A 23,292-nucleotide genomic window follows, 5' to 3' on the forward strand; every position below is an offset into this window, starting at 1 on the left:
ACTGATGCGCGTCATGGCACAACTGGCCATGGTGATGAACCTGGACAAGTGCATCGGCTGCCACACCTGCTCGGTCACCTGCAAGCAGACCTGGACCAACCGGGGTGGCGTCGAGTACGTCTGGTTCAACAACGTGGAAACCCGCCCCGGACAAGGATATCCGCGCCGCTACGAGGACCAGCGGCAGTGGCGCGGCGGCTGGGAGCTCGACCGCCGCGGCCGGCTGAAGCTGCGCGGCGGCGGGCGGCTGCGCAAGCTCGCGACGCTGTTCGCCAACCCGGACCTGCCAGAGCTCGACGACTACTACCAGCCCTGGACCTACGACTACCGGATGCTGCTCGAAGCGCCGCTGGGCGACGACACCCCGGTGGCCCGCCCCAACTCGGCGATCACCGGGCGCCCGGCGAACGTCCGATGGGGACCGAACTGGGAGGACTCGCTGGGCGGCACGCCCGAGCACGGCGAGGCGGATCCGGTGGTGGCGAAGCTGCGCGACGAGCTGGGCACCCGCATCCGGTTCGAGTTCGAGCAGTCGTTCCTGTTCTACCTGCCGCGGATCTGCGAGCACTGCCTCAACCCGTCCTGCGTCGCGTCCTGCCCGTCCGGCGCGATGTACAAGCGCGCCGAGGACGGCATCGTGCTCGTCGACCAGGACCGCTGCCGCGGCTGGCGGATGTGCGTTTCCGGCTGCCCGTACAAAAAGGTCTACTTCAACCACAAGACCGGCAAGGCCGAGAAGTGCACCTTCTGCTACCCGCGGATCGAGGTCGGCCAGCCGACGATCTGCTCGGAGACCTGCGTCGGCCGCCTGCGCTACATCGGCGTGCTGCTCTACGACGCCGACCGGGTCGGCGAGGCGGCGGCGGTGACCGACGAGCACGGGCTCTACCCGGCGCAGCGCGATCTCTTCCTCGACCCGGACGACCCGGTGGTGGCGGCGGCGGCCGAGCGGGCGGGCATCCCGCACGACTGGGTCGAGGCGGCCAGGCGCTCCCCGGTCTACGACCTGATCTGCCGGTACCGCGTCGCGCTGCCGCTGCACCCGGAATACCGCACCATGCCGATGGTCTGGTACATCCCGCCGCTGTCGCCGGTCGTGGACGCCGTCGCTGAGACCGGGTTCGACGGCGAGGACGCCGGGAACCTCTTCGGCGCCATCGACGCGCTGCGCATCCCGATCGAGTACCTGGCCGAGCTGTTCACCGCGGGCGACATCGGCCCGGTGCGCGACTCCCTGCGGAAGCTCGCGGCGATGCGCTCCTACATGCGGTCGGTGAACCTGGACGAGCCGCCGGACGAGGGGCCTGTCCGGGCGGCCGGCCTGGACACCGCGGAGCTGCGGTCGATGTACCGGCTGCTGGCCATCGCGAAGTACGACGACCGCTACGTCATCCCGACCGCGGGCATCGGCGACGCGCACGAGCTGGAGGCGCTGGCGACGACGTGCAGCCTGGACACCGACGGCGGCCCCGGCATGGGCGGTCTGCGCTCGGGCAGCACCGACCTGGTCGTGTGGGACGAGGGCGGGCGCCCGGAGGGCATGTTCCCGACGCTGCGCGGGGAGAAGTCGTGAGGCGCCGCCGACTGGATTCCCGGTCGCGCGCGCTGGTGCGCCAGATCGCCGCGTGGTGCCTGCACTACCCCGACGCCGAGCTGGCTGGGCGGATGGGCCTGCTGCGGGACTCCCTCGGCGAGATCGCCGGGACCGACCCGGCGCAGCACCTGCGCCGCATCCTGGATCACCTCGCGGGAACACCGGCGCAGGAGGCCGAGCAGCACTACGTCGAGGTGTTCGACGTCAGCCCCCGCCGCGGGCTGTACCTGACCTGGTACGTGCACGGCGACACCCGGTTGCGCGGTGGCGCGCTGGCCGAGCTGGCGGGCCTCTACCGCGCGCACGGCTACCGCGTCGGCGGCGGTGAGCTGCCGGACTACCTGCCCGCGCTGCTGGAGTTCTCGGCCGCCGAGCGGCGCGAAGGCGAGCGCCTGCTCGGCCGGTTCCGGCCGGCGATCGAGGTGCTGCACCGCAAGCTGGCCGAGCTCGGCACGCCCTACGCCGGGGCCGTGCAGGCCGTGCTGGACGTTGTGCCGCAGCAGCGCGAACGCGATGTCGTTCCCGCGCAGCCGCCGACCGAGCAGGTCGGCCTGCAGCCCTTCTCGCTCACCCTCCAGGAAGGCCGCCGATGACCAGCCCGATCGATGTGGTGCTGTGGGCCGTGCTGCCGTACGTCGTGCTCGCCGTGTTCATCGGCGGCGCGGTGTGGCGGTACCGGTACGACAAGTTCGGCTGGACCACCCGGTCCAGCCAGCTGCACGAATCCCGCCTGCTGCGGATCGGCAGTCCGTTGTTCCACTACGGACTGCTGTTCGTCGTCGGCGGGCACGTGCTCGGCCTGGTGGTGCCGAAGTGGCTCACCGAGCTGTTCGGCGTGACGGAGTCGAACTACCACCTGGTGTCGCTGGGCATGGGCACGTTCGCGGGTTGCGCGGCGCTGGCCGGGCTGCTGGTCCTGCTGTGGCGGCGGCTGCGCAACCACGCGGTGCGCGCCGCGACCAGCCGCAGCGACCTGTTCACCTACACCGCTTTGACGGCCACGATCTGCCTCGGCCTGTGGACGACCGTCATCGACAACGGCGTCCGCGGCCCGTACGACTACCGCGACACGATCGGGCCGTGGTTCCGCGGGATCTTCCTGCTGCAGCCGCACCCGGAGCTGATGGCGCACGCACCGCTGGACTACCGGCTGCACGCGCTGCTCGGCCTCGCCCTGTTCGCGCTGTGGCCGTTCGGCCGGCTCGTGCACGCCTTCAGCGCACCGGTGCACTACCTGTTCCGCCCCTACGTGGTCTACCGCAGCCGCAGCGGTGACCGCGTGGGCACCAGGCAGGCGCCGCGCGGCTGGCAGCGGCTGTAACGCGGATGATCTGGCAACGCGTGCCGCCCGAATCCGGCGCGGCGGTGATGGGCCTCGGGGTGATGTCGGTCGCCGCGCACCTGGCGGGTTTCCCCGTGCTGTCGGCGGTGCTGCTCGCGGTGGCCGCGTTGTTGTGGGCACTGCTGGGCGCGGCGTTCCTGGCGCGGCTGGTCTTCGACACCGAGCGATGGAGGTCGGAGGCCGGCCGGCCCGGCGCCCTGACGTGCGTCGCCGGGACCGGTGTCCTCGGCCTCGCCCTGGTCCTGCACGGCTGGCCCGCCGGCTGGATCTTCCTCGTGCTGACGGCGCTGCTGTGGTCGGGGCTGATGCCCCGGGTGCTGCGCGGCCTGGCCACCCCGACGGTCGGGGTGAGCTTCCTGGTCTGCGTCGGCACGCAGTCGCTGGCGGTGCTGGCCGGTCAGCTGGCCGCCGACGCGCGATCTCCGTTCCTGCTCGCGGTTTGCGCGATCTCGGCGACGATCGGCCTGGTGCTCTACGTCCTGGTGCTCGTCCGGTTCGACTTCCGGCAGGTGGCCCGCGGAGCGGGTGACCACTGGGTCGCCGGCGGGGCGCTCGCGATCAGCACGGTGGCCGTCGCCAAGCTGCACGCCGCGGTGCGGGAGCTGGCCGCGCCGGCCGAACTCGCCACCGCGGTGCGCGCGATCGGCATCGCGCTCTGGGTGATCACCATGTGCTGGTACGTGGTGCTGGCGGTGGCGGAACTGCTGGCGCCGCGCCTGCGCTACGACTTCCGCCGCTGGGCAACGGTCTTCCCGCTCGGCATGACGTGCGCGGCGAGCTTCGGCACGGCCGCGGCGACGGGCATGGTGTGGATGGCCGACGCGGCCCGGATCCTCCTGTGGCCGGCCCTGGCGGTCCTCTGCCTGACGGCCTGGGGCACCATCCACGACATCACGAGCCCGGAACCCGGCCCGTGACCGGACGATTTCAGCCGCCCGGTCCGCCGGGATCCGCGACGACGCGACCGAGTTGGCGATCCACCGGGGCGACCTGAGCTGGGCAAGGGCCGGATGGCCGACTCCATGGCGGCAGCGGGCTGAGCCGCGGGGGTCGTGAGTGGATGCGGCCGCTCTGGCGACCACGACCGCTCACGACAGGCTCCCGGTCGTGATCCGCGCTTTTCGCTTCCGCAAGGCGGAATCCATGACGGCGTCACCGATGGCTCGTATGCTGCCGGCTCGTGACCGCCTCTCGCCGGAGCAATGTCGTCATCGCCCTCGCCGCGGCGCTGATCTCGCTGCTGCCGCACACGGCGCAGGCCGCGCCCCACCGCGGCATCGACGTCCTCGACTTCAACATCCACACCGGCATCGGCGCCGACGGCCGGCTCGACCTGGCCCGCACCGCCGAGGTCATCGCCGGCGCGGACGTCGTCGGCCTGCAGGAGGTCGACGTGCACTGGGCGGCGCGCAGCGGGTACGCCGACCAGGTCGCGCAGCTGGCCCGGATGACCGGCATGCACTCCTACTTCGCGCCCATCTACGACCTCGATCCGGAGCCCGGGCGCACCGAGCGCCGCCGGTACGGCGTCGCGCTGCTGAGCCGGTTTCCCATCATCGGGGCCGAGAACCACGAGATCACCCGGCTCTCCACGGTCGATCCCGAGCCGGTGCCGAAGCCGATGCCCGGCTTCGCCGAAGCCGTCCTCGCGACTCCCGGCGGGCCGACCCACGTCTACGTGACGCACCTCGACTACCGGCCCGATCCGGCAGTCCGGCGGACGCAGGTCGCCGAGACGATCCGCATCCTGGACCAGGATCCGCCGCACGCCCGGCAACTCCTGCTCGGCGACTTCAACGCCGGGCCCGACGCGCCGGAGCTCGCGCCGCTGCTGGCGCGCATGCGGGACGGCTGGGCCGCCGCGAACGGGCCGGGCGGCGGGCTGACGTTCCCCGCCCCGGATCCCGAGAAGAGGATCGACTACGTGACCTTCGCCGGGCGGCTGCGCGCGACCCGCGCCGAGGTGCCCGGCACGCAGGCCTCCGATCACCGGCCGGTGCTCGTGACCATCGCGGGATAGGCCTTCCTACTCTTCCCGCCCGGCCGCGGCGGTTGGGAGACTCTGCTCCCGAACGCCGACGACGTCGGGAGGGAGCTGGGGGCGATGTCCGACGTGCGTTTCGAACTCAACCACCGGGAGCGCGCCGCGCTCCAGGCGGTGGCCGCGGGGCGGGTGACGATCACCTGCAGCTGCGAGCCCGATCTGTTCATCGACGGCGTGGCCTTCTGCGATCAGCAGACGGCGCACCGTCTCGTGCACCAGGGCCTGATGCGCCCGGCCGTGCCCGGCGTGCCCGGCGAGTTGGTGGCCGCCGAACTCACCGGGCCGGGGATGGAGACGCTCGGTACGGCGGTTCCAGGGTGAGCGCGTGGAGCAGTTCGACGGTGCGTTCGGCCGCCGGGTGCTCCGCGATCGACTTCTTGACCGCCACGCTGATCCGCCGCATCGGGGTCGGTGACACCACGGGCACCGAACGCAGCCCGGCGGGCAGGTTCCCGATACCAAGCCCGGGGATCACCGTGATGCCGATTCCCGTTGCCACGAAGGGGATCGCCGTCTGGTAGTCGTGCGTCTCCACGACGAACCGCGGGGCGAACCCGGCCTCCGCGCAGGCCGCGAGGAGCACCTGGCGGCAGGCGCCCTCGACGATGTCGTTGTCGACCCAGCTCCGATCCGCCAGCTCCGCCAGCGGCACCTCGGCGCGCTGCGCGAGCGGGTCGTCGTCGCGGACGATCGCGAGGTACGGGTCGTCGATGAGCCAGTGCACGTCGACCAGCTGGGAGTGCTCGGTGTCCGGGTACTCGACGAAGATGTCGATGTCGGGTTCGGCGTCGACGATGTCGGTCATCCGCAGGTCGAGCCGTAGTTCGGGGAACTCGGTGCGCAGCGCGGCCACGAGCGCGGGCAGCCAGGTCGCGCCGGCGGAACCGAAGTAGCCGATCGAGAGGCTGCCGACCCGGCCGGCGCGCAGATCGCCGACGACGCCTTCGACCCGGCTCAGGGCCTGGAACAGCGGTTCCGACTCGGTCGCGAGCGTGCGGCCGGCCTCGGTCGGTTCGATGCCCCGGCCGACCCGTTCGAACAGCCGGAGCCCGGTCTCGCGTTGCAGCGAGGCGAGCTGCTGGCTGACCGCCGATGGCGTGTAGCCGAGCGCCTCCGCGCTCGCGCGGATCGATCCCGTTGCGACAACCGCCCGCAGCACGCGGAGCCTGGGTACGTCGAGCATGCCCCGACTGTACAGGTGAGCTTAATCATTGTGCAGAATTAATCGCTTGTCCTTGTCAATCGGGCTGGCGACGATAGCTGGCGTGACCGGACAGCTCCAGATCTCCGAAACCGCCCCGGCCGGGGCACAACGCGGCAAGGCCGCCGCCGCCGTCATCGTGACCGTGCTGCTGTGGGCGTCGGCGTTCGTCGCCATCCGCGGCATCGGCGAAACCCTCTCCCCCGCGCCGATGGCGCTGATCCGGATCGCGGTCGCCGCCGCCGCGCTGACGATCCTGGTGCTGGTCCGGCACCGCGGCTCCGCGCCGGTTCCCCGCAACCGCCGCACGCTGACGCTGATCGCGGTGTACGCGGTGCTGTGGCTCGCCGGGTACACGGTCGTCCTCAACGCCGCCGAGCGGCACATCGACGCGGGAACCGCCGCGCTGCTGGTGAACATCGCGCCCCTGCTGATCGCGTTCGGCGCAGGACTGTTCCTCGGCGAGGGCTATCCCAAGGCGCTCGTCGCCGGCTCCGTGGTGGCGCTGGGCGGCCTGTCGGTCATCGCGCTGGGCTCCTCCGGCGACCGGGACTGGCTCGGCGCGGCGCTCTGCGTGCTGGCCGCCGTCCTGTACGCGGCGGGGGTGCTCGTCCAGAAGGTCGCGCTTCGCGGGGTGGACGGCACGATCGCGATCTGGCTCGGTTGCCTCGTCGCCACCGCGGTGCTCCTGCCGTGGACCCCGCAACTGATCGCCGAACTCCAGGCAGCGCCCACCGGCGCGATCCTCGCCTCCGTCTACTTGGGACTGTTCCCGACCGCGATCGGCTTCACGACGTGGGCCTACGCCCTCCACCGGATGCCGGCCGGCAGGCTCAGCGTCGCGAGCTACGCCGTACCGGTGGTGTCGATCCTGCTGTCCTGGCTGCTGCTGGCGGAGATCCCGACGACGTACGGCCTGATCGGCGGAGCGATCTGCCTCGTCGGAGTCGCCATCGCCCGCCGCTCCGGCCGCTAGCACCGGTTTCGCGCGAAACCGCCCCGCGCGACCAGTCGGGGACCCCGGGGTGCGCGGAACACCCCCCCCCACCCCCGTTTTCCCCCCCACCCCCCCCCCCATCCCGGTGGTCTCCCGCCTTTGCCGCCCAAACCCGCCGACCCATCCCCGCGCGTCGCGTGACGCACAGCCGCGTTGACAAAGTGACGCCACCTGAGCAAGTGTTCAGTTCGGTGGGGCCTGGGCACGCCGGGCCGGGCGGACGGGAGTTTGCGGCATGACCGATGGCGGCGCACCAGCGGCCGGGACCGGGTTCTTCTCGTCCGTGGACGACGTGTCCGCGAAGCTGGCCGAGGCCGGCTACCTCGCTTCGACCGCCGTCGCCACCACCGTGTTCCTGGCCGACCGGCTCGGCAAGCCGTTGCTGGTGGAGGGCCCGGCCGGGGTCGGCAAGACCGAGCTGGCCAAGGCCGTCGCGCAGGTCGGCGGCGCTCGCCTGGTCCGGCTGCAGTGCTACGAGGGCGTCGACGAAGCCCGTGCGCTCTACGAGTGGAACCACGCCAAGCAGCTGCTGCGGATCACCGCCGGGCGCGACGAGACCTGGGACGAGGCGCGCACCGACATCTTCAGCGAGGAGTTCCTGCTCGCCCGGCCGCTGCTGACCGCCATCCGCGGCGAGGAGCCGACGGTGCTGCTGATCGACGAGACCGACAAGGCCGACGTCGAGGTGGAGGGCCTGCTGCTGGAGGTGCTCAGCGACTTCCAGGTCACGGTGCCCGAACTGGGCACGATCACCGCGGCGCGGCGCCCGTTCGTGGTGCTCACCTCCAACGCGACCCGCGAGCTCTCCGAGGCGCTGCGCCGCCGCTGCCTGTTCCTGCACATCGACTTCCCCGACGCCGAGCTGGAGCAGCGGATCGTCCGGCTGAAGGTGCCCGGGCTCGACGACGCGCTGGCCGATTCGCTGGTCGAGGTGGTCGGCGCGCTGCGCGGGATGGAGCTGCGGAAGGCGCCGTCGGTGGCCGAGACCATCGACTGGGCCCGCACGCTGCTCGCCCTCGGCGCGGACAGCCTGGACGAGGCGATCGTCCGCGACAGCCTCGGCGTGATCCTCAAGCACCAGGACGACGTCAGCAAGGCCGCCGAGAAGCTGACCGTGGGATGACCGAGCCGATCAACGGCCTCCCCGAGCGGCTGACCGGGTTCGCCCAGGCGCTGCGGTCCCACGGGATCCGCATCGGGCCGGGCGAAACCGTCGATGCCGCCGCCGCGCTGGACGTGCTCGGCCTGGCCGACCGGGAGCGCATCCGCGAGGGCCTCGCCGCGGCGCTGCTGCGCACCGACCGGCAGCGCGCGGTGTTCGACGCGACCTTCGACCTCTACTTCCCGCTCGGCGTCGGCCGTCCCGAAGGCACCGGGGACGAGGAGGACCTGGAACAGCGGCTGGTCGAGGCGCTCGCCGCCAACGACCGGTCGGCGATGACCCAGCTCGCAGGTGAGGCCGTGGACGCGCTCGGCCGGTTCGGCTCCGGCGACGGGCCGCAGGGCTGGTCCGCGCACCAGACGCTCGACCGGCTGCAGCCGCAGACGCTGCTGGCGCGCGTGCTCGCGGCGATGCGGGCCGGCGAGGCCGCCGACTTCACCGACCGGCTCGACCGGGACGAGATCCGCCGGCGCATCGAGGACTTCCGCAACCGGGTGCGCACCGATGCCCGGCGCCGCTCGGCCGAACTGCGCGGCACGGAGCAGATCGCGAAGCACGCCATCGCGCCCAGCGCCGACCAGATCGACTTCCTCAACGCCGGCCGCGAGCAGCTCGCCGACCTGCGCCGCGCGGTGCAGCCGCTGGCCCGCAAGCTCGCCACCCGGCTCGCGGCGCGCCGCCGGCAGGCCGCTCGCGGGCGGATCGACCTGCGCCGGACGCTGCGCCGTTCGCTGTCCACCGGAGGTGTGCCGCTGCGTCCGGCCTACCAGCGCCGTCGGCCCGGGCGACCGGAAATCGTGCTGCTGTGCGACGTTTCCGGGTCCGTGGCGGGCTTCGCGAACTTCACGATGCTGCTGGTCCAGGCGCTGCACGACCAGTTCAGCAAGGTCCGGGTGTTCGCCTTCGTCAACCGCACCGACGAGGTGACCGGCCTGATCACCGGCGGCTCGGCCGACCCGGTGGAGCTCGGCCGCCGCATCCTCACCGAGGCGGCGGTGACCGGCTGGCACGACAGCAGCGACTACGGGGCCGCCCTGGGTGAGTTCGCCGAACGCCACCTGGACGCGGTCGGCCCGCGCACCTCGGTGCTGGTCCTCGGCGATGCCCGCACCAACGGCTGGGACCCGAACCTGGCCGCGCTGGGGCAGGTCGTCGACCGGGCGCGCCGGGTGTTCTGGCTCAACCCCGAGCCGACGGCCCGCTGGTCGACCGGCGATTCGGCGGCCCACGCCTACGCCGGGGTCGTCGAGATGCACCAGTGCCGCAACGCCCGCCGCCTCAGCGAACTGGTCGCCCGCCTGCTCCCGGTCTGAACGACTGCGCCGCACCCGTGAGAGTTCTTGGGGTGCTGTAGAGCTGTTCGGGATGTCGTGGTGTGAGGCGTGGTAACGCGGGGGTTTGTCTTTGAAGCGGCGCAGCCGCTTAGCCCACCCTCGCAGCTCGCACCGCCGCGGGTTCTCAGGTGTCTTCTCGCGAGGACAGCCCCGACGTGGTGAATTGGGTATTCATGAGTCGGGGATCCCACAGCGAGAAGGCTCCTGAGGTTCCGCTACCCGCACCGCCACGCAAAACAAGTTCGGCTCCAACGGGCGGAGCTCAGCCCCAGGTGAGCGGGTCCAGGTGCAGGTAGAACCGCTGCCGGTCGGCGTCGAGCTCGATGCCGTACCTGCGGGCGAAGGTCTCGTCCGCGACGGACGCGCTGCTCTCGTCGGGCCACGTTTCGCGGGAATTGGCCAGCAGCAGCGCGATGTCGGCGTAGGGGTCGGCCGTGCCGAGCCTGCCGAGGTCGATGAAGCCCGCCACCTCCATCGCGTCCGGGTCGAGGATGATGTTGGGCAGGCACAGGTCTCCGTGGCAGACCACGGTCTCCGCGGCTTCCTGTTCGAGCCGCTGCGGCAGCTGCGGGGCCAGGTCCGCGAGCAGCGCGACGGGCTCCTCCTGCTGCTGTTCCACCGGCAGGAACTCGGGATTGACCGCGCCGCGGGCGACGACGTCCTGCGCGATCGCGAACATCTTCGACAGGTCACGGCTGAACGGGCAGGAGTCGGCGGGCAGTTCGTGCAGGCGTCGCACGGCATCGGAGATGGATTCCCAGGCGCGGGCGAGGGATTCGGCCGGAACCGCGTCCGCGGGCACGCCCGCCACCACGCTCGTCACCAGGCATGCGCCCTCGTCACCGGCGCTCCAGTCGAGGACGCGGGGGCCGGGGATCCCGTTGGCGCAGAGCCATTCGGCCTTGTCCCGTTCCTGTTCGAGCTCTCCGGCCTGGTCAGGCGCGACGCACTTGGCGTAGCGCGAGCCGTCCGCGGAGCGGAAGGTGCCGGCACCAGACTCCCCGCCCAGGACGGGATGCCACTCGTGGCCGGCGGGAAGCACGGCGCGCAACGATTCGGACATATGCCCGACCCTATCGGAGACCGGAAATGCGGTGCCGCGTGGTCGAATCCGGGCTGGACAGCGATCAGGAGGCGCTAGCTTGGTCCAAGAGCGCTGCAGCAGGGAGCAAGGATGACCGAGGTTCCGGCGGAACTCACCGAAGCCATTGCCGCGCTGCGCGAAGAGCTGCGGGGCGACCTCAGCGATGAGCAGCGCTACTACGCCAGCGTCCAGCTGGTGGAACTGCTCCTGCAGCGCGACGAACTGGACGGCGCGGAGCCGGACGAGGCGATCGCCATCGCCGAATGGCTGGCCGGGGCGTTCGACGAGGACTCCCCCGCGCGCATCCCGCCGCTCTACGACCTCTGCCTGGCGCACCTGCTGCGCGCGGCCCACCGCGGCGAGGCCGATCTGCGCGCCGCCGCGGGGTATTGGCGTCAGCTGCGGCCGCTGCTCACCGCGGAACACCCGGGGCGCGCCGAGATCGGCGCCCGCAGCGCGCTGATCATCGCCGATGCGGTGGTCCGGCTGGCGGACCCGGCCGATTTCGCCGCGGCGATCGCGGATCTGGACATCGCCGTCGACGAGCTCCCGGACGGCGACCTGCGGCGCGGTGCCGTGCTGACCCGCGCCCAGCTGTGGGCGGCGAGGTTCCGCTTGCTGGGCGGCGACGATGCCGATCACCGGCGGGCGGTCGCGGCGTTCACCGAATCCCTCGCGTGGCCGGAGGTCCACCTCCGCGATGTCTGCCACCGCGAGCTCGCCCTGCTCATCCTGCTCGCGGACCTGCCGGCCGCCTCGCGCCGCGCGGAGCTCACCGACGAACAGCTCCGGCAGCTCCTCAACGGCCGGGCGAAGTCCGAACTCCGCGCCGTGCGAGCGCATCTCGACGCGCTCTCCGCCGACCTGATCGCGATGCCGGACATCGCCGCCGCACGGGTCGGCGTCGTGCTCGCGCAGGGAGCCGAAACCACGCCGCAGGACTGGGACGTCCTGGCCGCGGACCTGGGCACGCTGATCGAGCACGCCCCGGACGGCGATCCCGGCAGGTACCGGTCGGTCGTGCTCCGGGCCGCGTTCTCGTCGGACCCGCGACCGGCCACGTCGGTCCCCAGGGTCGCCGAGCTCGACGAAGCCATCGTCGCGCTGCGCCGGAAGGTGATCTCGGACATCGACGCGGAATCCGTCAGCGGCGACCTGCTCGGGATCTCCGCGCTGCTGCTGGAACGCGCCGCCCTGCCCGACGGTGACCCCACCAGGACGATCGAGATCGCCACGAGCATGGCGGCGATCCACGAACACGAGCCGGGCGCGCAGCTCCTCCCGCTCTACCAACTCGCGCTGGCCCATTCGCTGCGCGGCGACCTGCGCCTCGCCGTGGATCTCTTGCGCGAGCTGCGCCCGCAGCTGACCGCAGGCGATCCGAGCAGCGCGGAGATCTTCGCCCGCAGCGGCATGATCATCGCCAAGCTGGTGGCCGATTCAGACGAGCTGGACCACATCGACGAGGCGATCGCCGACCTGGACGTCGCGCTGTCCGGGCTCGCCGAAGGCGAACTCCGCCGCCGCGCGGCGATGGCCCGCGCGACGATGCAGCTTGCCCGGTTCACCATGCTGGGAGGCGGCGAGGAAGACCGCCGGAACGCCATCGCGACGTACGAAGAAGCGTTGCAGCACAGCGATATCAGCACCCACCTGCGCGACACCTGCCACACCGGGATCGCGTTCCTCGCGCTGTCGAAGAACCTGCCCGCCGAACACCGCCAGACGCGGCTGGGTGTGGACCAGCTCGACGAGATCGTCGACTACCTGGACGAAGCCGAACTCCCCGCGGCCCGGCGGCACCTGGCCGCGGTGTCGGCGCACGCGTCGAGCCCCGAACTCGCGGCGCTGCGACTGCTCGTCTGGGCGAAGAACACCGGCGAGGAGCAGGATCTCGCCGTCGCGCTCGACGACCTGGCCACAGTCTCCGATGACGCCGAGGACGGCGCGCTGACCGCGGCGGAACTGGAAGCCATCCGCGCCGTCAAGTCGGCACTGGCGGGCGACGACGCTGGCCGGTTGATCAGCGCCGCCACGGCGGGCCTCCCGATCGAATCCCCGGTCCGCCTGCTGGTCACGATGCAGCGGCTGTCCACCGAGGGAGTGCCCGGGTTGAGCTCCGAGGAGATGGCGGAGCTGGTCAGGTGGCAGGAGCAGCAGGTCAACGCGATGCCCGACGACGATCCGGACCGCGCCGAGGCGCTCGCCGGGCTGGCCGGGGCGCTGTTGACGCAGGCCCGGCGCGACGGCGAGGTTCCCGCCGACGCGCTGGCCAGGATCAGTGCGATCGCCGAGCAAGTGGTGCGCGAGTACCCGTCCGACAACATCGCCGCCGGGTTCAGCCACACCCTGCTCGCCTTCGACGAGAAGGCGGAGGTGGACCTGGAGTCCGTGGAGGAGACGCTCGGCCACATCCAGCGCGCCACCGAACTCCTGCCCGCCGAGCACGAGATGCGGATGGACTTCGGGCCCACCCTGGGCAGCATGCTCCTGGTGCGCTTCGCGCTGACGGGCAACCGCGAGGACGTCGAAGCCGCCGGCTACTACGCGCCGGACGGCAGCTCGCTCGCCAACCTGATCAACGACGTGTCCGCCCGGGTCGGGGAGAGCTCCATCGGCGAACCGGACGTCGTGCTCCGCGACCTGCGCCCGGCCCTGGCGGGGTTCGTCCCGGAGGACCGCATCCGGTGGATAGCCAGGATCACCGCCTCGGTCCGGCTGCTCGGCATGGTTCCCCTCTACAGCGAGCTCCTGCCGACGGCGGAGCAGCTGGACTCCCTCGCCGACGGCGTCGGCGCGGTGACGGCCGGCCTCGAACCCGAGGTGCAGGCTCGGGTGTCCGACGGCATCGCCCTCGTCCGCGAGCTGAGGCGGCGAACCGCCCGTCGCTTCACCGGGAAGATCGACCTCGACGGCGCCCGCGAGGCCCTGGACGCGGCCCGGCGGCTGCCGCGGACCCGGGCCGATCACGCCACCGAGAACATCGGCGCCGCCAGCCTCTGCATGAGTTTCGGCCTGGTCGCGGGAGATCTGGAGCTGGCGGACTACGGGTTGGAGGTGCTCGCGGAGGTCGTCGAGGCTCCCGTGCGCCCGGCGCACGACCGGCACCTGGCGATGCGGCTGCTGACGTTCGGGCGGCAGGCCCGCTTCGCGCGCGGCATGTCGCCGGTCGACCTCGGCCCCGCCATCGAAGGGCTGGAGCGGTTGGTGACCGATTTCCGCTCGGGATCCGGCGACTTCCTGGCCGGCGACCTGGAGCTGCTCGCGATGAACTACCGGCATCGCGACGATCCGGAGCGCGGCGACCGGCAGCGGGCGATCGAGACGAGCCTGGAAGCGCTTCGGGTGCGCGCCCGCGGCGTTCTGCTGCAGTCCAGCCCCGGCCGCGCGATGCACGCCGCGGCGGATGCGGCCGGCAGGGCCGTGCGCACCGCGCGCAGGTGCCTCGACGCGGAACGACCGGAGTCCGCGATCCGGGCGCTGGAGCTGGGTCGGGGCATGGTGCTGCACGCCGCCACCACCGCGGCGAGCATGCCGGAGTTGTTGCGCGCCAACGGAAGTCCCGAGCTGGCGGATCGCTGGGAGGCCGAGGTCGACCGGCGACAGCCGTGGGACACCCATGCCGAGTGGACGGATCCGACCAAGAGCCCGCTGCCCAGCGACCTGCGCCACAAGGTGTTCCGCGCGCTCGAAGGCACCGACGCGGACGACGAACTGGTCTCGGCCACGGCGGTGGCCGACATCGGCGCGGCGCTGCGGGCACGGCGCACCCGGGCGTTGGTGTACCTGATCGAAGGGGAGGCGGTGCTGGTCACCGACCGCGGGACCACCCACCGGCTCCCCTGCCCGCAGCTGTCCGAGCACCGCGAGGCGGCCCGGCACTTCGACCTGCTGCAGCGAGAACTCGCCAGCGTCGGCGCGGCGGCGCAGCAGCCGTGGCAGGCCGCGCTGGAGGCCGTGTGCGACTGGGCGTGGGAGGCTGCGCTCGGGCCCCTCCTGGAGTGGCTCGACGATCCCGGCACGCCCCGGATCGTGCTGGTGCCGACCGGGAAGTTCACCGTCGTGCCGTGGCACGCGGCCCGCCGCCGGGCACCGGCCGGCGACATCCGCTACGCCTGCCAGGACGTCGTCATCGCATACGCCGCCTCGGCGCGCCAGTTCGTGGAGGCGGCCCGCCGGCACCCGCGGCCCTGGCCGCACAAGCCGGTCCTGGTGCGCACCCCCGAACTGCACTGGACCCGCCACGAGCTCGGGCACATCCACGACGCCCACTACCCGGACGGCAGCTACCTCGGCCGCCCGGGCCCGCGCCGCCGGTCGGTGCCGACGCCGGAGGACGTCCTGGCCGCGCTGCCGGGCGCGTCGCTGCTGCACTTGAGCTGCCACGCCGATCAGGCCGAGATCCCGGTCGAATCCGCGCTGCGGCTCGGCGCCGGCCGGGCCCTGCCGGTGCGCGACATCCTGCGCCAGCACCGCGAGAGCGGACCGCACGCGGCGCTGGTCGTGCTCGCGGCGTGCGCCAGCGACCTGACGATCCGCGCGCACGACGAGGTCCTGACCCTGGCCACGGCGTTCCTCGCCGCGGGAGCCAGCGGCGTGGTCGGCACCAAGTGGGAGATCGATGACCTGGCCACGGCGATGTTCATGATCGTGTTCCACCACCACCTGAACACGAGCCATCCGGATCCGGCCGAGGCCCTGCGCGCCGCTCAGCTGTGGATGCTCGACCCGAACCGCCGACCGATCCCGCGAGCACCTGCGGAACTGACCGAGCACTTCGCGGAAATCGACCCGACACCACCGATGCACTGGGCGGCATTCACCTATCACGGCCGCTGAATGTCCACTATAGACAGGCATCTCCGATGACGGACCGCGCCAGCGCCGCCGCCCACCACCCGGCCGCAGCCGACCGGCTCATGCGACGCAGCAGATAGTATGACGCGATGTCTGCGCTGAAGTGGGACGACCTGCTGATCGGGGAGCCGGGCAGGCAGTGGCGAACCGTCTCGACGGACCGGCGAGTGCTGGTCGTCGTGCACAACGTCACCGCCGCCACGCGACTGCTCGACGTGGTCCCGCTCTGGGCCGGCGACCCGCGCATCCAGACGGTGTTCACCTGCATCGGATCCAGCGCTTTCACCACCGGTACCAAGGAATTCCTCGCCGGTCGCGGGATCACGCCGGTCGACTGGGAGACGGCCACCTCGGACTCCTTCGACCTCGCCGTGTCGGCCAGCTACGGCGGACCGCAGCACGAAATCCGTGCGCCATTGATCATTCTGCCTCACGGAATGGGCTACAATAAATTCTTGGAATCCAAGAATCCAAGAATCCAAGAATCCAAGAATCCAAGAATCCAAGAATCCGGTTTTCGGTCTTTCCGATGCGTGGTTGCTGCACGACGGTGAGCTCGTCCCGTCGGTAGCGGTGCTGTCGCACGAGGAGCAGCGCGACCGGCTGGCGCGGTACTGCCCGGCCGCCCTCGAAGCGGCGCTGGTGGCGGGCGATCCCTGCTTCGACCGGATGCTGGCGGGCCGCCCGCTGCGCGACGCCTACCGGCACCGCTTCGGGATCCGGCCGGAACAGCGCTGCGTCGTCGTCTCGTCGACCTGGGGCGGCGCTTCGTTGTTCGGTCAGCACCCGTCGCTGGTGCTCCGCCTCGCCCGGGAGCTGCCATTGGACGAGTACCGCGTCGTCGTGGCGCTGCACCCGAACATCTGGCACGGGCATTCGCCGTGGCAGGTCCGCATGTGGCTCGCCGAATGCGCCCGCGCCGGAGTGGTGGTGCTGCCGCCGGAAGAAGGCTGGCGAGCGGCGCTGGTCGCCGCTGATGTCACCATCGGCGACCACGGTTCGGTGACGTTCTACTCGGCCGCGCTCGGCACACCGGTCCTGCTGGCGGCCTGGCCGGAGGAAACGGTCGATGCGGCCTCCCCGATCGCCGCCCTGCTTCGCACGGCACCGCGGTTCGACGAACACGCCGCACTGCGGGAGCAGCTGGAAGACACGATCGGCGACCATTCGGCCGCGCGATACGCGGACATCACCGAGCTGGCCACGTCAGTTCCGGGCAAGTCGGCCGCCTTGCTGCGCACTGAGGTCTACGCACGCCTAGAACTGGAAGAACCCGCCGTTCCAGCGGATTCCGCGGCCGTCCCACTGCCCACAGTGGACGTGCCGGTGGTCGGCAGTCAACTGGTGCAGCTGCGGCTGGACGAGCACGGCGTGTCGGCCGTCCGCTTCCCTGCCGCCGCGTTGGACTCGGTTCGCGACGGGATCCTGGTGACGGACTCGGCCGAGCCCGACCGCCGCTGGCTGGAGCTCGCCGAGGTGCTCGTCGACGACGAACGGCACGACGATCCCCTGTCGTGGATCCGTTCGTCGCTGCGCGGGCTCCCCGGCTGCCTGCTGGGCGCGGCCCGGGACCGCGCCGGTGCGTGGATCGTCACCGGTACCGATCTGCCGGTGGTGCGCTGGCGCGGCGCCGACGACCTCGGGCCGGTCTGCGCCGCCCTCGTGCACGCCTGGCTGTGCGCCGGCAGATCGTTGCGCGAACTACCCGAGCTGACCCGAATCCGGCTCGGCCGCCGCGTCGAGCCGGTCCGGCTCGAAGTGCGCGCTCACTACTGATCCTCATCGAGCCGGCCCTGCACCCGCTGCGCGAGTTCGGCAAAACCCCGCATCCGGCACAGCGCCAGGGCATCCATGAAGTGCTGCCGCGCAGCCGCCACATCGCCGGCCGCGTGCGCGTTCTCGCCAAGGAAGAGCAGGACCTGAGCCCGGTCGAAGTGCTTGTGGTGGGCGGTCATGTACACCAGGGCCGCGGTTAGGTCGGCTTCCGAGTCGGCGTACCGGCCGAGTCCGGCGAGCCGCTCTCCACGCCACATCCGGGTTTTCGCCGCATTGTAACCCTCGCCGAGTTCCTCGAACGTGCTGAGCGCCTGGTCGAGCAACCGCACACCGGACTCGGGCTCATCGACAGAGCCCAGGTGCATCCGTGCCAGCGCTGTGCGCCGCGGAACGTCCAGCGCCTCAGCCATCTCCATGTTCCGCCGCAAGGCGATCCGCGCTTCGCCGCGGTCACCCTGGTCCCGCAGGCTGATGCCGAGCGACTCCACGGCGGTGGCGGCCAGGTCGACGCGCCCGCTCTGGTGGGCCAGTTCCTCTCCTTCTGCGAACAGCGTCGCCGCCTTGTCGTACTCGCCCCTGGCGCGGAAGGCGAATCCACGCTGGACGGCGGCGAGCCCGGCCACGAAGGTCCAGCCGTGCGCGGCGGCCACTTCGGCGGCGTTCTTGTTGAAAACGTCCATGTCATCGACGTACTTGGCCTGCTCCTGGAACGGCCACAACGCTACGGCCAGCCGGCAGAGCTGCTCGCTGCCGCTGTCGTGAAGCCCGCGGGCGACGGCGCGAACGTTGGCCCGCTCGGTGTCCAGCCAATCCCACCCGTCGCCGCTATCGGCCAGTTCGTCACTCAGTTCCGGCCACAGCTCGAACAACCAACCGCGCCGAGGCTGCACCGCGTGCCCGGCGGCAATGGCTTTGCGCAGGTAGAACTCATCGAAACGGGTACGCACCGCGGCGTCGGGGAAGCGCGCGCGGGAATGCTCGCGGACCAAGCTGTAAGCGAAGTAGCGGTCCTCACCGACTTCCCGAACGAGGTGCGCGGCGCACAACCGGTCCAGCGCATCCTGAACGTCGCCCTCGTCGAAGGCGACGGCGGCCGACAACGCCGCCAGGCTCACATCACCCGTTCCGGGATGCTGCCCGAACGCCGCGTACACCTGCTGGGCGCGGTCGTCGAGACGCTCCACGGCGGTGTTGAAGACCGCCAACACGGACAGGTTCTCGTCGCGGGACAGCGCGGCCAGGCGCCTGCCTTCCCTCGAGAGTTCGCGCACCCACCGGGCAACCGGCCGGTCCGGGAACTCCACCAGCAGCGAAGCGGCGACGCACAACGCGGTGGTCTGCCCGTCGCACAGACCGATCAACTCGTCGATCTGCTCGGATTCCCGTGCCAGATCCCGGGTCTCGCCGACGATCCGGGACACCAGCAGCCGTGCGGAGTCCGCCGACAACGGATCGAGCGGAACGAACTCGGCTCCAGCGCTCGCCCGCAACGCGCCCAGCGAGCGCGCCTCGGTCACCAGCACGACCGAATTGCCCATCCCCGGCAGCAAAGCGCGGACCTGAGCCGCGCTGATCGCGTCGTCGATCACGACTGCCACGCGCTTGTCGGTGCTCCACGACCGGTAGAGGGCGGCGCGACCGTCCAGCGTCGCCGGGATCTGGTCACGCGTGTAACCCACGCCGAGAAGCCAGTTGTGCAGCGCCTCGCTCTCCAGACCGGTTTCACGCGTTCCGGCGGTCAAGGAGGCGTAGAACAAGCCGTCCTGGTAGTGCTTGCCATGCTCGTGGATCCACTGGTAGGCCGTCGCGCTCTTACCGCCGCCGGGTTCGCCGCGGAGCACGACCAGGCCCGACCGCTGGTGGTCCCGGGCCTCGCCGGGCCGGAGGAATTTGGTGATCTCGGCCAGCTGCCGTTCGTTGTTCGTGTAATGCGGGCTCGGCGGTGGCACGTGGCGTGGTGGCGCCTTGGGGCTGCTCGGCGGGTAGAAGTAGATGTCGCCGTGGAAATCGCGCCCCTGCACGACGGCGTCCGCCGTGCCGTCGAACCGATTGCCGCCGTCGGCCATCGTCCGCTCCCTCCCGCCGAGATCACCCGGGCCAGGGTAACGCTTCGTGATGGCCGACATCCGGCATGTCACGGACTTCCCCGCGGATGCCGTCAGAAGTCGACGGCGGTGCGGTCGTCGACGCGCGCCACCGATTCCTGCGCGAACCGCTTCTTGTACTCCTCCCGGATGCCCTCGATCTTCGGGTCGTTCGCGCCGTGCTCGGCGACCGGGTAGAGCAGGACCAGCTCGAACGACTTCTCCCGCTCGATCACACCGTGCGCGTCGCGGTACTGCCCGTACCCGTCCTGCACCGTCAGCCCCGCCGGGAACTGCGGCGTGACGACCTCGTCGACGAACGCGTGGAACTGCTCGTCCGACACCGGCTCGCCGCCGCCAGGAATGGCGGTGCCGAAGAACAGGCTGGTCTCCAGGTACGCCGCACCGGCCCGCTCGGACGGCGCCCCGTCGCCGAGGGCGCCGTAGGCCACCGGGCCACCCACTCCGATGAGCCCGGCGGCCAGCACCGCGGCGGTCAGGCGAACAGGCGACTTGATCATCCGGGCTCTCCATCCACAGTGGATAAACGGGTCGGCTGGAGGATATCGGCCCGGATGCGCGGGCGCACCGCGACTATTCGGCCTTCGCCAGGAAGGTCTCGATGCTGGTGGCGAGGGCGACCGGGGTCTCGTCGATCGCGTAGTGGCCGGCGTTGCGCAGGACCTCCAGCTCGCAGCCGGGGTACGACCGCTGGAAGGTCTCGCGCATCGTCGACTCGCCGAGCGCCGGGTCGTGCTCGCCGACGATGACCTTGACCGGCAGCTCGCGGCCGTCGATCTCGGCCTGGAAGTCGGCCTTGGCCCACGCCGACAGGTAGTCGCCGAAGGCCCGCGGATCCGAGGAGTCCAGCGAATGGCGCACCATCGCGTCCAGCCACACCCCGGTCAGCCGGTTGCCGGTGGTGAAGTCGATGATGGCCCGCCGGTTCCCGGCGTCGGCGGCGGCGCCCGAGAACAGCGCCCAGCCCTGTTCGTCGAACGGCACGCCGCCGGCGGGCACCGGCGAAACGCCCACCATGGCGCGCACCCGATCGGGTGCGTCCGCCAGGACGCGCTGCATGACGGCGCCGCCCATCGAATGGCCGATCAGCGAGAACCGATCGAAGCCGAGCTCGTCGGCGAGCGCGAGCACGTCTCCGGCGGCCTCTTCCAGCGTGTGCGCACCGGATTCGCCGACCCGGGCGCCGTACCCGCGGTAATCCGGGAAGACGTACCGGAAACGGGTGCCGTCCAAGTGCGGCTGCAGCGGCCGCCAAGCACGCCCCGAACCGAACCAACCGTGCAGCGCGATGACCGGGTGCTCCCCGACGCCGACTTCCTCACGCCCAGCAGGCATTCCCACCTCCAACGGAGAAGTTCCGGACACCAGCATGGCGCACCGGTCAACCTCGGGTGGCCCGGCGCGCCGTCGGCGGATTCAGCTGGCGGGGTGGGATTTCCGGCGTTGCCGCAGCACACCGGCGGTCACCGCGACGGCCGCCACCGCCATAGTGAGCAGCAACGATCGCCGGGTCGAGGGGTCGAAGGCCAGCAAGGCGAACAGCGCCACCAGCGCCGCGATCACGCCCCACGACAGGTACGGGTAGCCCCACATGCGCACCGGGAGGCTGCGGCCCTCGCGCGCCGCCCTGGCGCGGCTGCGCAGCTGCGTCGCCGCGATGCACAGGTAGAGCAGGATGATCACCGAGCCGCTGGAGTCCACCAGGAAGTCGAAAACCGCCGCCGTGCTGACGAAGTAGTTCGCCCCGGCGGTGATCAGCCCGGCCAGCGCCACCAGCAGCACCGCCGGAACCGGCACGCCCGCGGAGTTCGAGCGCGCGAGCAGGCGCGGTGCGTCGCCGTTGCCGGCGAGCGCGAACATCATGCGCGACGCCGTGTAGATCCCGGAGTTCAGGCAGGATAGCACCGCCACGAGCACGACGAAGTCCATGATCAGCCCGGCGTGCGGGATGCCCAGCCGGTCGAGGACAGCGGAGTACGGGCTGTCGGTGATGCCGGCTTCGGCGTGCGGCAGCAGGGTGACGATCACGGCGACCGAGCCGATGTAGAAGACGAGGATGCGGACCACCGTGGAGCGGATGGCCTTGCGCACGGCCTCCGCCGGGCGCTTCGCCTCGCCGGCGGCGATCGTGACGACCTCGGCCCCGTTGAACGCGAAGGTCACCACGAGCAGCGCGGGCAGCACCGCGTACCAGCCGTTCGGCGCGAATCCGCCCCGTTCGAACAGGTTCTGGCCGCCGGGCGCCTCGACGCCGGGCAGCAGTCCGGCGATCGCCAGCACGCCGAGCACCAGGAACCCGACGATCGCGATGACCTTGACCAGGGCGAACCAGAACTCGACCTCGCCGTAGGCGCGCACCGCGACCAGGTTCGAGGCGGTCAGCACGACCATGAACGCCACGGCCGCGGCCCAGGCCGGGATCGCGGGCACCAGGCCGTGGAGCAGCCCGCCGCCGATCACCGCCTCGACGCCGACGGTGACGCACCACGCGTACGCGTAGAGCCAGCCGATGGCCAGGCCGCTCCAGCTGCCGAACTCGCGCGTGGCGTAGCTGGCGAACGAGCCGGTCCGCGGTGCCGCCACGGACAGTTCGGCGAGCATCCGCATGACCAGGATGACCAGCAGGCCCGAGAGCACGTAGGCGACCAGCGAGGCGGGCCCGGCCTTGTTGACGACGCTGCCGGTGCCGACGAACAGCCCGGCGCCGATCACGCCGCCGATCGCGATCATGCTCATCTGCCGGTCGCCGAGAGCGGCCCGCAAGCCCGGCGAGGATCCGGGATCCCCGTCGGCTAGCGGGCGGGCCCGCCGGAGGGAAGTCGCTTCATCGGTCATCCCGCCTCCAAAGCTCGTTCGATCGATCGATCGAGAGGTGCGTCGCACCGTAGTTCTCCCCCGATGCGGGGTCAAGAGGAGCGCGACGCGGGCGCACCGCCCCGCCGGCGGTACCGTGCAGGTCGGGCTGATCGATCAATCGACCGAGGAATCCGGAGCACGACGAGATGAGCGCACAGGTCCGCGCGGGCGACGACACCCAGCGCCAGGTTTGGGAGGCCGCCGTCCGGCTGTTCGCCGCGCAGGGCTTCCACGGCACCGGCATCCGGGAACTCGCCGAGGCCGCCAGGCTGTCCTCCGCGACCCTCTACCACTACATGGGCACCAAGGAAGACCTGCTCTTCTCGATCATGAAGGCGTCCCTGGACCGGCTGATCACCGCGGCCGAGCGGGTATCGGCCGAAGCCGCGCAACCGCAGGCGGTCATCGCCCGGCTCGTGCACGTCCACGTGCTCACGCACGCGCTGCACCGCGACGAGACCACCGTGGTGGACAACGAGATCGGCGTCCTCGGCCCCGAGCGCCGCGGCACCATGGTGCAGATCCGCGACCGCTACGAGGACTTCTGGCGCGACGCGATCGCCGACGGCTGCCGGCGCGGCGTCTTCTCGGTCCCCGACGAGCGGTTCGCGCGGATGGCGGTGCTGGAGATGTGCTCGGGCGTGGCGAAGTGGTACTCGCCGTCCGGCGAGATGGACCTGGACTCGATCGGCGCGGCGCACGCGCAGCTGGCCCTGCAGCTGCTGGGCGTCTCGGCGAAGCGCGCCGCCGCGACGCCGCTGCCGGATGCCGCCGAGATCCACGGCCTCATCGAGGAGATCTGGCAGATCCGCCTGCCGTCGATGCGAGCCCGCGCGCCTCGCGACTGACCGAAAGCGGCACCACGCGTGGCCCGGGTGGCGGCATCGCCACCCGGGCCACGCCCGTTCCGGGCGGTCTTGCGGTCTCGCCGCGACGATCC

Annotated in this window: 19 protein-coding genes; 13 read left to right on the forward strand and 6 right to left on the reverse strand. The window is 71.5% G+C overall.

Translation table 11 applies throughout. The features are described 5' to 3' along the window. The first annotated feature begins 4 nt into the window (after window positions 1–4). The 6 genes from narH (at window position 5) to ACWEV3_RS15455 (ending at window position 5,301) form a co-directional block, all read left to right on the forward strand. Entirely contained in the window at window positions 5–1,573 is a 1,569-nt protein-coding gene (gene narH, locus ACWEV3_RS15430; protein ID WP_452614489.1) for a nitrate reductase subunit beta, read from the forward strand. Next, complete coding sequence (gene narJ / locus ACWEV3_RS15435; RefSeq protein ID WP_452614490.1) at window positions 1,570–2,187, forward strand: nitrate reductase molybdenum cofactor assembly chaperone; 618 nt, start codon at window positions 1,570–1,572, stop codon at window positions 2,185–2,187. The genes narH and narJ overlap by 4 nt, the downstream gene beginning before the upstream one ends. Next, window positions 2,184–2,915, forward strand: a complete 732-nt coding sequence (gene narI / locus ACWEV3_RS15440) for a respiratory nitrate reductase subunit gamma (protein ID WP_452614491.1) — start codon at window positions 2,184–2,186, stop codon at window positions 2,913–2,915. Before narJ ends, narI begins: the two co-directional genes overlap by 4 nt. Before the next feature lie 5 nt (window positions 2,916–2,920). Continuing rightward, window positions 2,921–3,853: a tellurite resistance/C4-dicarboxylate transporter family protein gene (locus tag ACWEV3_RS15445; protein ID WP_452614492.1), complete on the forward strand. Its 933-nt coding sequence runs from the start codon at window positions 2,921–2,923 to the stop codon at window positions 3,851–3,853. Between the two features lie 263 nt (window positions 3,854–4,116). After that, window positions 4,117–4,956, forward strand: a complete 840-nt coding sequence (locus tag ACWEV3_RS15450; RefSeq protein ID WP_452614493.1) for an endonuclease/exonuclease/phosphatase family protein — start codon at window positions 4,117–4,119, stop codon at window positions 4,954–4,956. Window positions 4,957–5,040: 84 nt separating this feature from the next. Beyond that, window positions 5,041–5,301: a hypothetical protein gene (locus ACWEV3_RS15455; RefSeq protein ID WP_452614494.1), complete on the forward strand. Its 261-nt coding sequence runs from the start codon at window positions 5,041–5,043 to the stop codon at window positions 5,299–5,301. Here the strand turns inward: ACWEV3_RS15455 and ACWEV3_RS15460 are convergent. Next, on the reverse strand, window positions 5,255–6,163 hold the full coding sequence (locus tag ACWEV3_RS15460) for a LysR family transcriptional regulator (protein WP_452614495.1): 909 nt from the start codon (window positions 6,161–6,163) through the stop codon (window positions 5,255–5,257). The two genes, ACWEV3_RS15455 and ACWEV3_RS15460, sit on opposite strands and share 47 nt — an antisense overlap. 82 nt (window positions 6,164–6,245) lie before the next feature. On the opposite strand from ACWEV3_RS15460, the gene ACWEV3_RS15465 reads away from it, so the two are divergent. From ACWEV3_RS15465 to ACWEV3_RS15475, 3 genes are all read left to right on the forward strand, one after another. Continuing rightward, window positions 6,246–7,157 (forward strand): DMT family transporter, encoded by a 912-nt coding sequence (locus tag ACWEV3_RS15465; RefSeq protein WP_452614496.1) that lies wholly within the window; start codon window positions 6,246–6,248, stop codon window positions 7,155–7,157. A 256-nt stretch (window positions 7,158–7,413) separates the two neighbouring features. Next, window positions 7,414–8,301, forward strand: coding sequence for an AAA family ATPase (locus tag ACWEV3_RS15470; protein ID WP_452614497.1), 888 nt, complete (start codon window positions 7,414–7,416; stop codon window positions 8,299–8,301). Beyond that, window positions 8,298–9,653 carry a vWA domain-containing protein gene (locus ACWEV3_RS15475; protein ID WP_452614498.1) on the forward strand — a complete coding sequence of 452 codons (1,356 nt, stop codon included), beginning with the start codon at window positions 8,298–8,300 and terminating at the stop codon, window positions 9,651–9,653. Before ACWEV3_RS15470 ends, ACWEV3_RS15475 begins: the two co-directional genes overlap by 4 nt. A 283-nt stretch (window positions 9,654–9,936) precedes the next feature. Here ACWEV3_RS15475 and ACWEV3_RS15480 read toward each other — a convergent pair whose 3' ends face one another. After that, entirely contained in the window at window positions 9,937–10,737 is an 801-nt protein-coding gene (locus ACWEV3_RS15480) for an APH(3'') family aminoglycoside O-phosphotransferase (protein ID WP_452614499.1), read from the reverse strand. A gap of 111 nt (window positions 10,738–10,848) precedes the next feature. On the opposite strand from ACWEV3_RS15480, the gene ACWEV3_RS15485 reads away from it, so the two are divergent. The 3 genes from ACWEV3_RS15485 to ACWEV3_RS15495 all read left to right on the forward strand — a co-directional run bounded on the left by ACWEV3_RS15485 (window position 10,849) and on the right by ACWEV3_RS15495 (window position 17,391). Further along, window positions 10,849–15,597, forward strand: a complete 4,749-nt coding sequence (locus ACWEV3_RS15485) for a CHAT domain-containing protein (RefSeq protein WP_452614500.1) — start codon at window positions 10,849–10,851, stop codon at window positions 15,595–15,597. Window positions 15,598–15,704: 107 nt separating this feature from the next. After that, window positions 15,705–16,169 (forward strand): hypothetical protein, encoded by a 465-nt coding sequence (locus ACWEV3_RS15490; protein ID WP_452614501.1) that lies wholly within the window; start codon window positions 15,705–15,707, stop codon window positions 16,167–16,169. Then, window positions 16,153–17,391: a hypothetical protein gene (locus ACWEV3_RS15495; RefSeq protein WP_452614502.1), complete on the forward strand. Its 1,239-nt coding sequence runs from the start codon at window positions 16,153–16,155 to the stop codon at window positions 17,389–17,391. The genes ACWEV3_RS15490 and ACWEV3_RS15495 overlap by 17 nt, the downstream gene beginning before the upstream one ends. Here ACWEV3_RS15495 and ACWEV3_RS15500 read toward each other — a convergent pair. The 4 genes from ACWEV3_RS15500 to ACWEV3_RS15515 form a co-directional block, all read right to left on the reverse strand. Beyond that, entirely contained in the window at window positions 17,385–19,457 is a 2,073-nt protein-coding gene (locus ACWEV3_RS15500; RefSeq protein WP_452614503.1) for a hypothetical protein, read from the reverse strand. The two genes, ACWEV3_RS15495 and ACWEV3_RS15500, sit on opposite strands and share 7 nt — an antisense overlap. Before the next feature lie 92 nt (window positions 19,458–19,549). Further along, window positions 19,550–19,996, reverse strand: coding sequence for a DUF3574 domain-containing protein (locus ACWEV3_RS15505; protein ID WP_452614504.1), 447 nt, complete (start codon window positions 19,994–19,996; stop codon window positions 19,550–19,552). 73 nt (window positions 19,997–20,069) lie between these two features. After that, window positions 20,070–20,831, reverse strand: a complete 762-nt coding sequence (locus ACWEV3_RS15510; protein ID WP_452614505.1) for an alpha/beta fold hydrolase — start codon at window positions 20,829–20,831, stop codon at window positions 20,070–20,072. 81 nt (window positions 20,832–20,912) lie between these two features. Then, entirely contained in the window at window positions 20,913–22,331 is a 1,419-nt protein-coding gene (locus ACWEV3_RS15515) for an amino acid permease (protein WP_452614506.1), read from the reverse strand. A gap of 167 nt (window positions 22,332–22,498) precedes the next feature. On the opposite strand from ACWEV3_RS15515, the gene ACWEV3_RS15520 reads away from it, so the two are divergent. Continuing rightward, window positions 22,499–23,200 carry a TetR/AcrR family transcriptional regulator gene (locus ACWEV3_RS15520; RefSeq protein WP_452614507.1) on the forward strand — a complete coding sequence of 234 codons (702 nt, stop codon included), beginning with the start codon at window positions 22,499–22,501 and terminating at the stop codon, window positions 23,198–23,200. Window positions 23,201–23,292 lie beyond the last annotated feature (92 nt).

The sequence above is a fragment of the Saccharopolyspora sp. NPDC003752 genome (assembly GCF_053605825.1).

Coding starts and splice junctions, on each gene's coding strand:
- narH (WP_452614489.1), top strand. CDS start 5: ATGCGCGTCATGGCACAACTGGCCATGGTGATGAACCTGGACAAGTGC.
- narI (WP_452614491.1), top strand. CDS start 2,184: ATGACCAGCCCGATCGATGTGGTGCTGTGGGCCGTGCTGCCGTACGTC.
- ACWEV3_RS15445 (WP_452614492.1), top strand. CDS start 2,921: ATGATCTGGCAACGCGTGCCGCCCGAATCCGGCGCGGCGGTGATGGGC.
- ACWEV3_RS15455 (WP_452614494.1), top strand. CDS start 5,041: ATGTCCGACGTGCGTTTCGAACTCAACCACCGGGAGCGCGCCGCGCTC.
- ACWEV3_RS15460 (WP_452614495.1), bottom strand. CDS start 6,163: ATGCTCGACGTACCCAGGCTCCGCGTGCTGCGGGCGGTTGTCGCAACG.
- ACWEV3_RS15470 (WP_452614497.1), top strand. CDS start 7,414: ATGACCGATGGCGGCGCACCAGCGGCCGGGACCGGGTTCTTCTCGTCC.
- ACWEV3_RS15475 (WP_452614498.1), top strand. CDS start 8,298: ATGACCGAGCCGATCAACGGCCTCCCCGAGCGGCTGACCGGGTTCGCC.
- ACWEV3_RS15480 (WP_452614499.1), bottom strand. CDS start 10,737: ATGTCCGAATCGTTGCGCGCCGTGCTTCCCGCCGGCCACGAGTGGCAT.
- ACWEV3_RS15485 (WP_452614500.1), top strand. CDS start 10,849: ATGACCGAGGTTCCGGCGGAACTCACCGAAGCCATTGCCGCGCTGCGC.
- ACWEV3_RS15490 (WP_452614501.1), top strand. CDS start 15,705: ATGTCTGCGCTGAAGTGGGACGACCTGCTGATCGGGGAGCCGGGCAGG.
- ACWEV3_RS15500 (WP_452614503.1), bottom strand. CDS start 19,457: ATGGCCGACGGCGGCAATCGGTTCGACGGCACGGCGGACGCCGTCGTG.
- ACWEV3_RS15505 (WP_452614504.1), bottom strand. CDS start 19,996: ATGATCAAGTCGCCTGTTCGCCTGACCGCCGCGGTGCTGGCCGCCGGG.
- ACWEV3_RS15510 (WP_452614505.1), bottom strand. CDS start 20,831: ATGCCTGCTGGGCGTGAGGAAGTCGGCGTCGGGGAGCACCCGGTCATC.
- ACWEV3_RS15515 (WP_452614506.1), bottom strand. CDS start 22,331: ATGACCGATGAAGCGACTTCCCTCCGGCGGGCCCGCCCGCTAGCCGAC.
- ACWEV3_RS15520 (WP_452614507.1), top strand. CDS start 22,499: ATGAGCGCACAGGTCCGCGCGGGCGACGACACCCAGCGCCAGGTTTGG.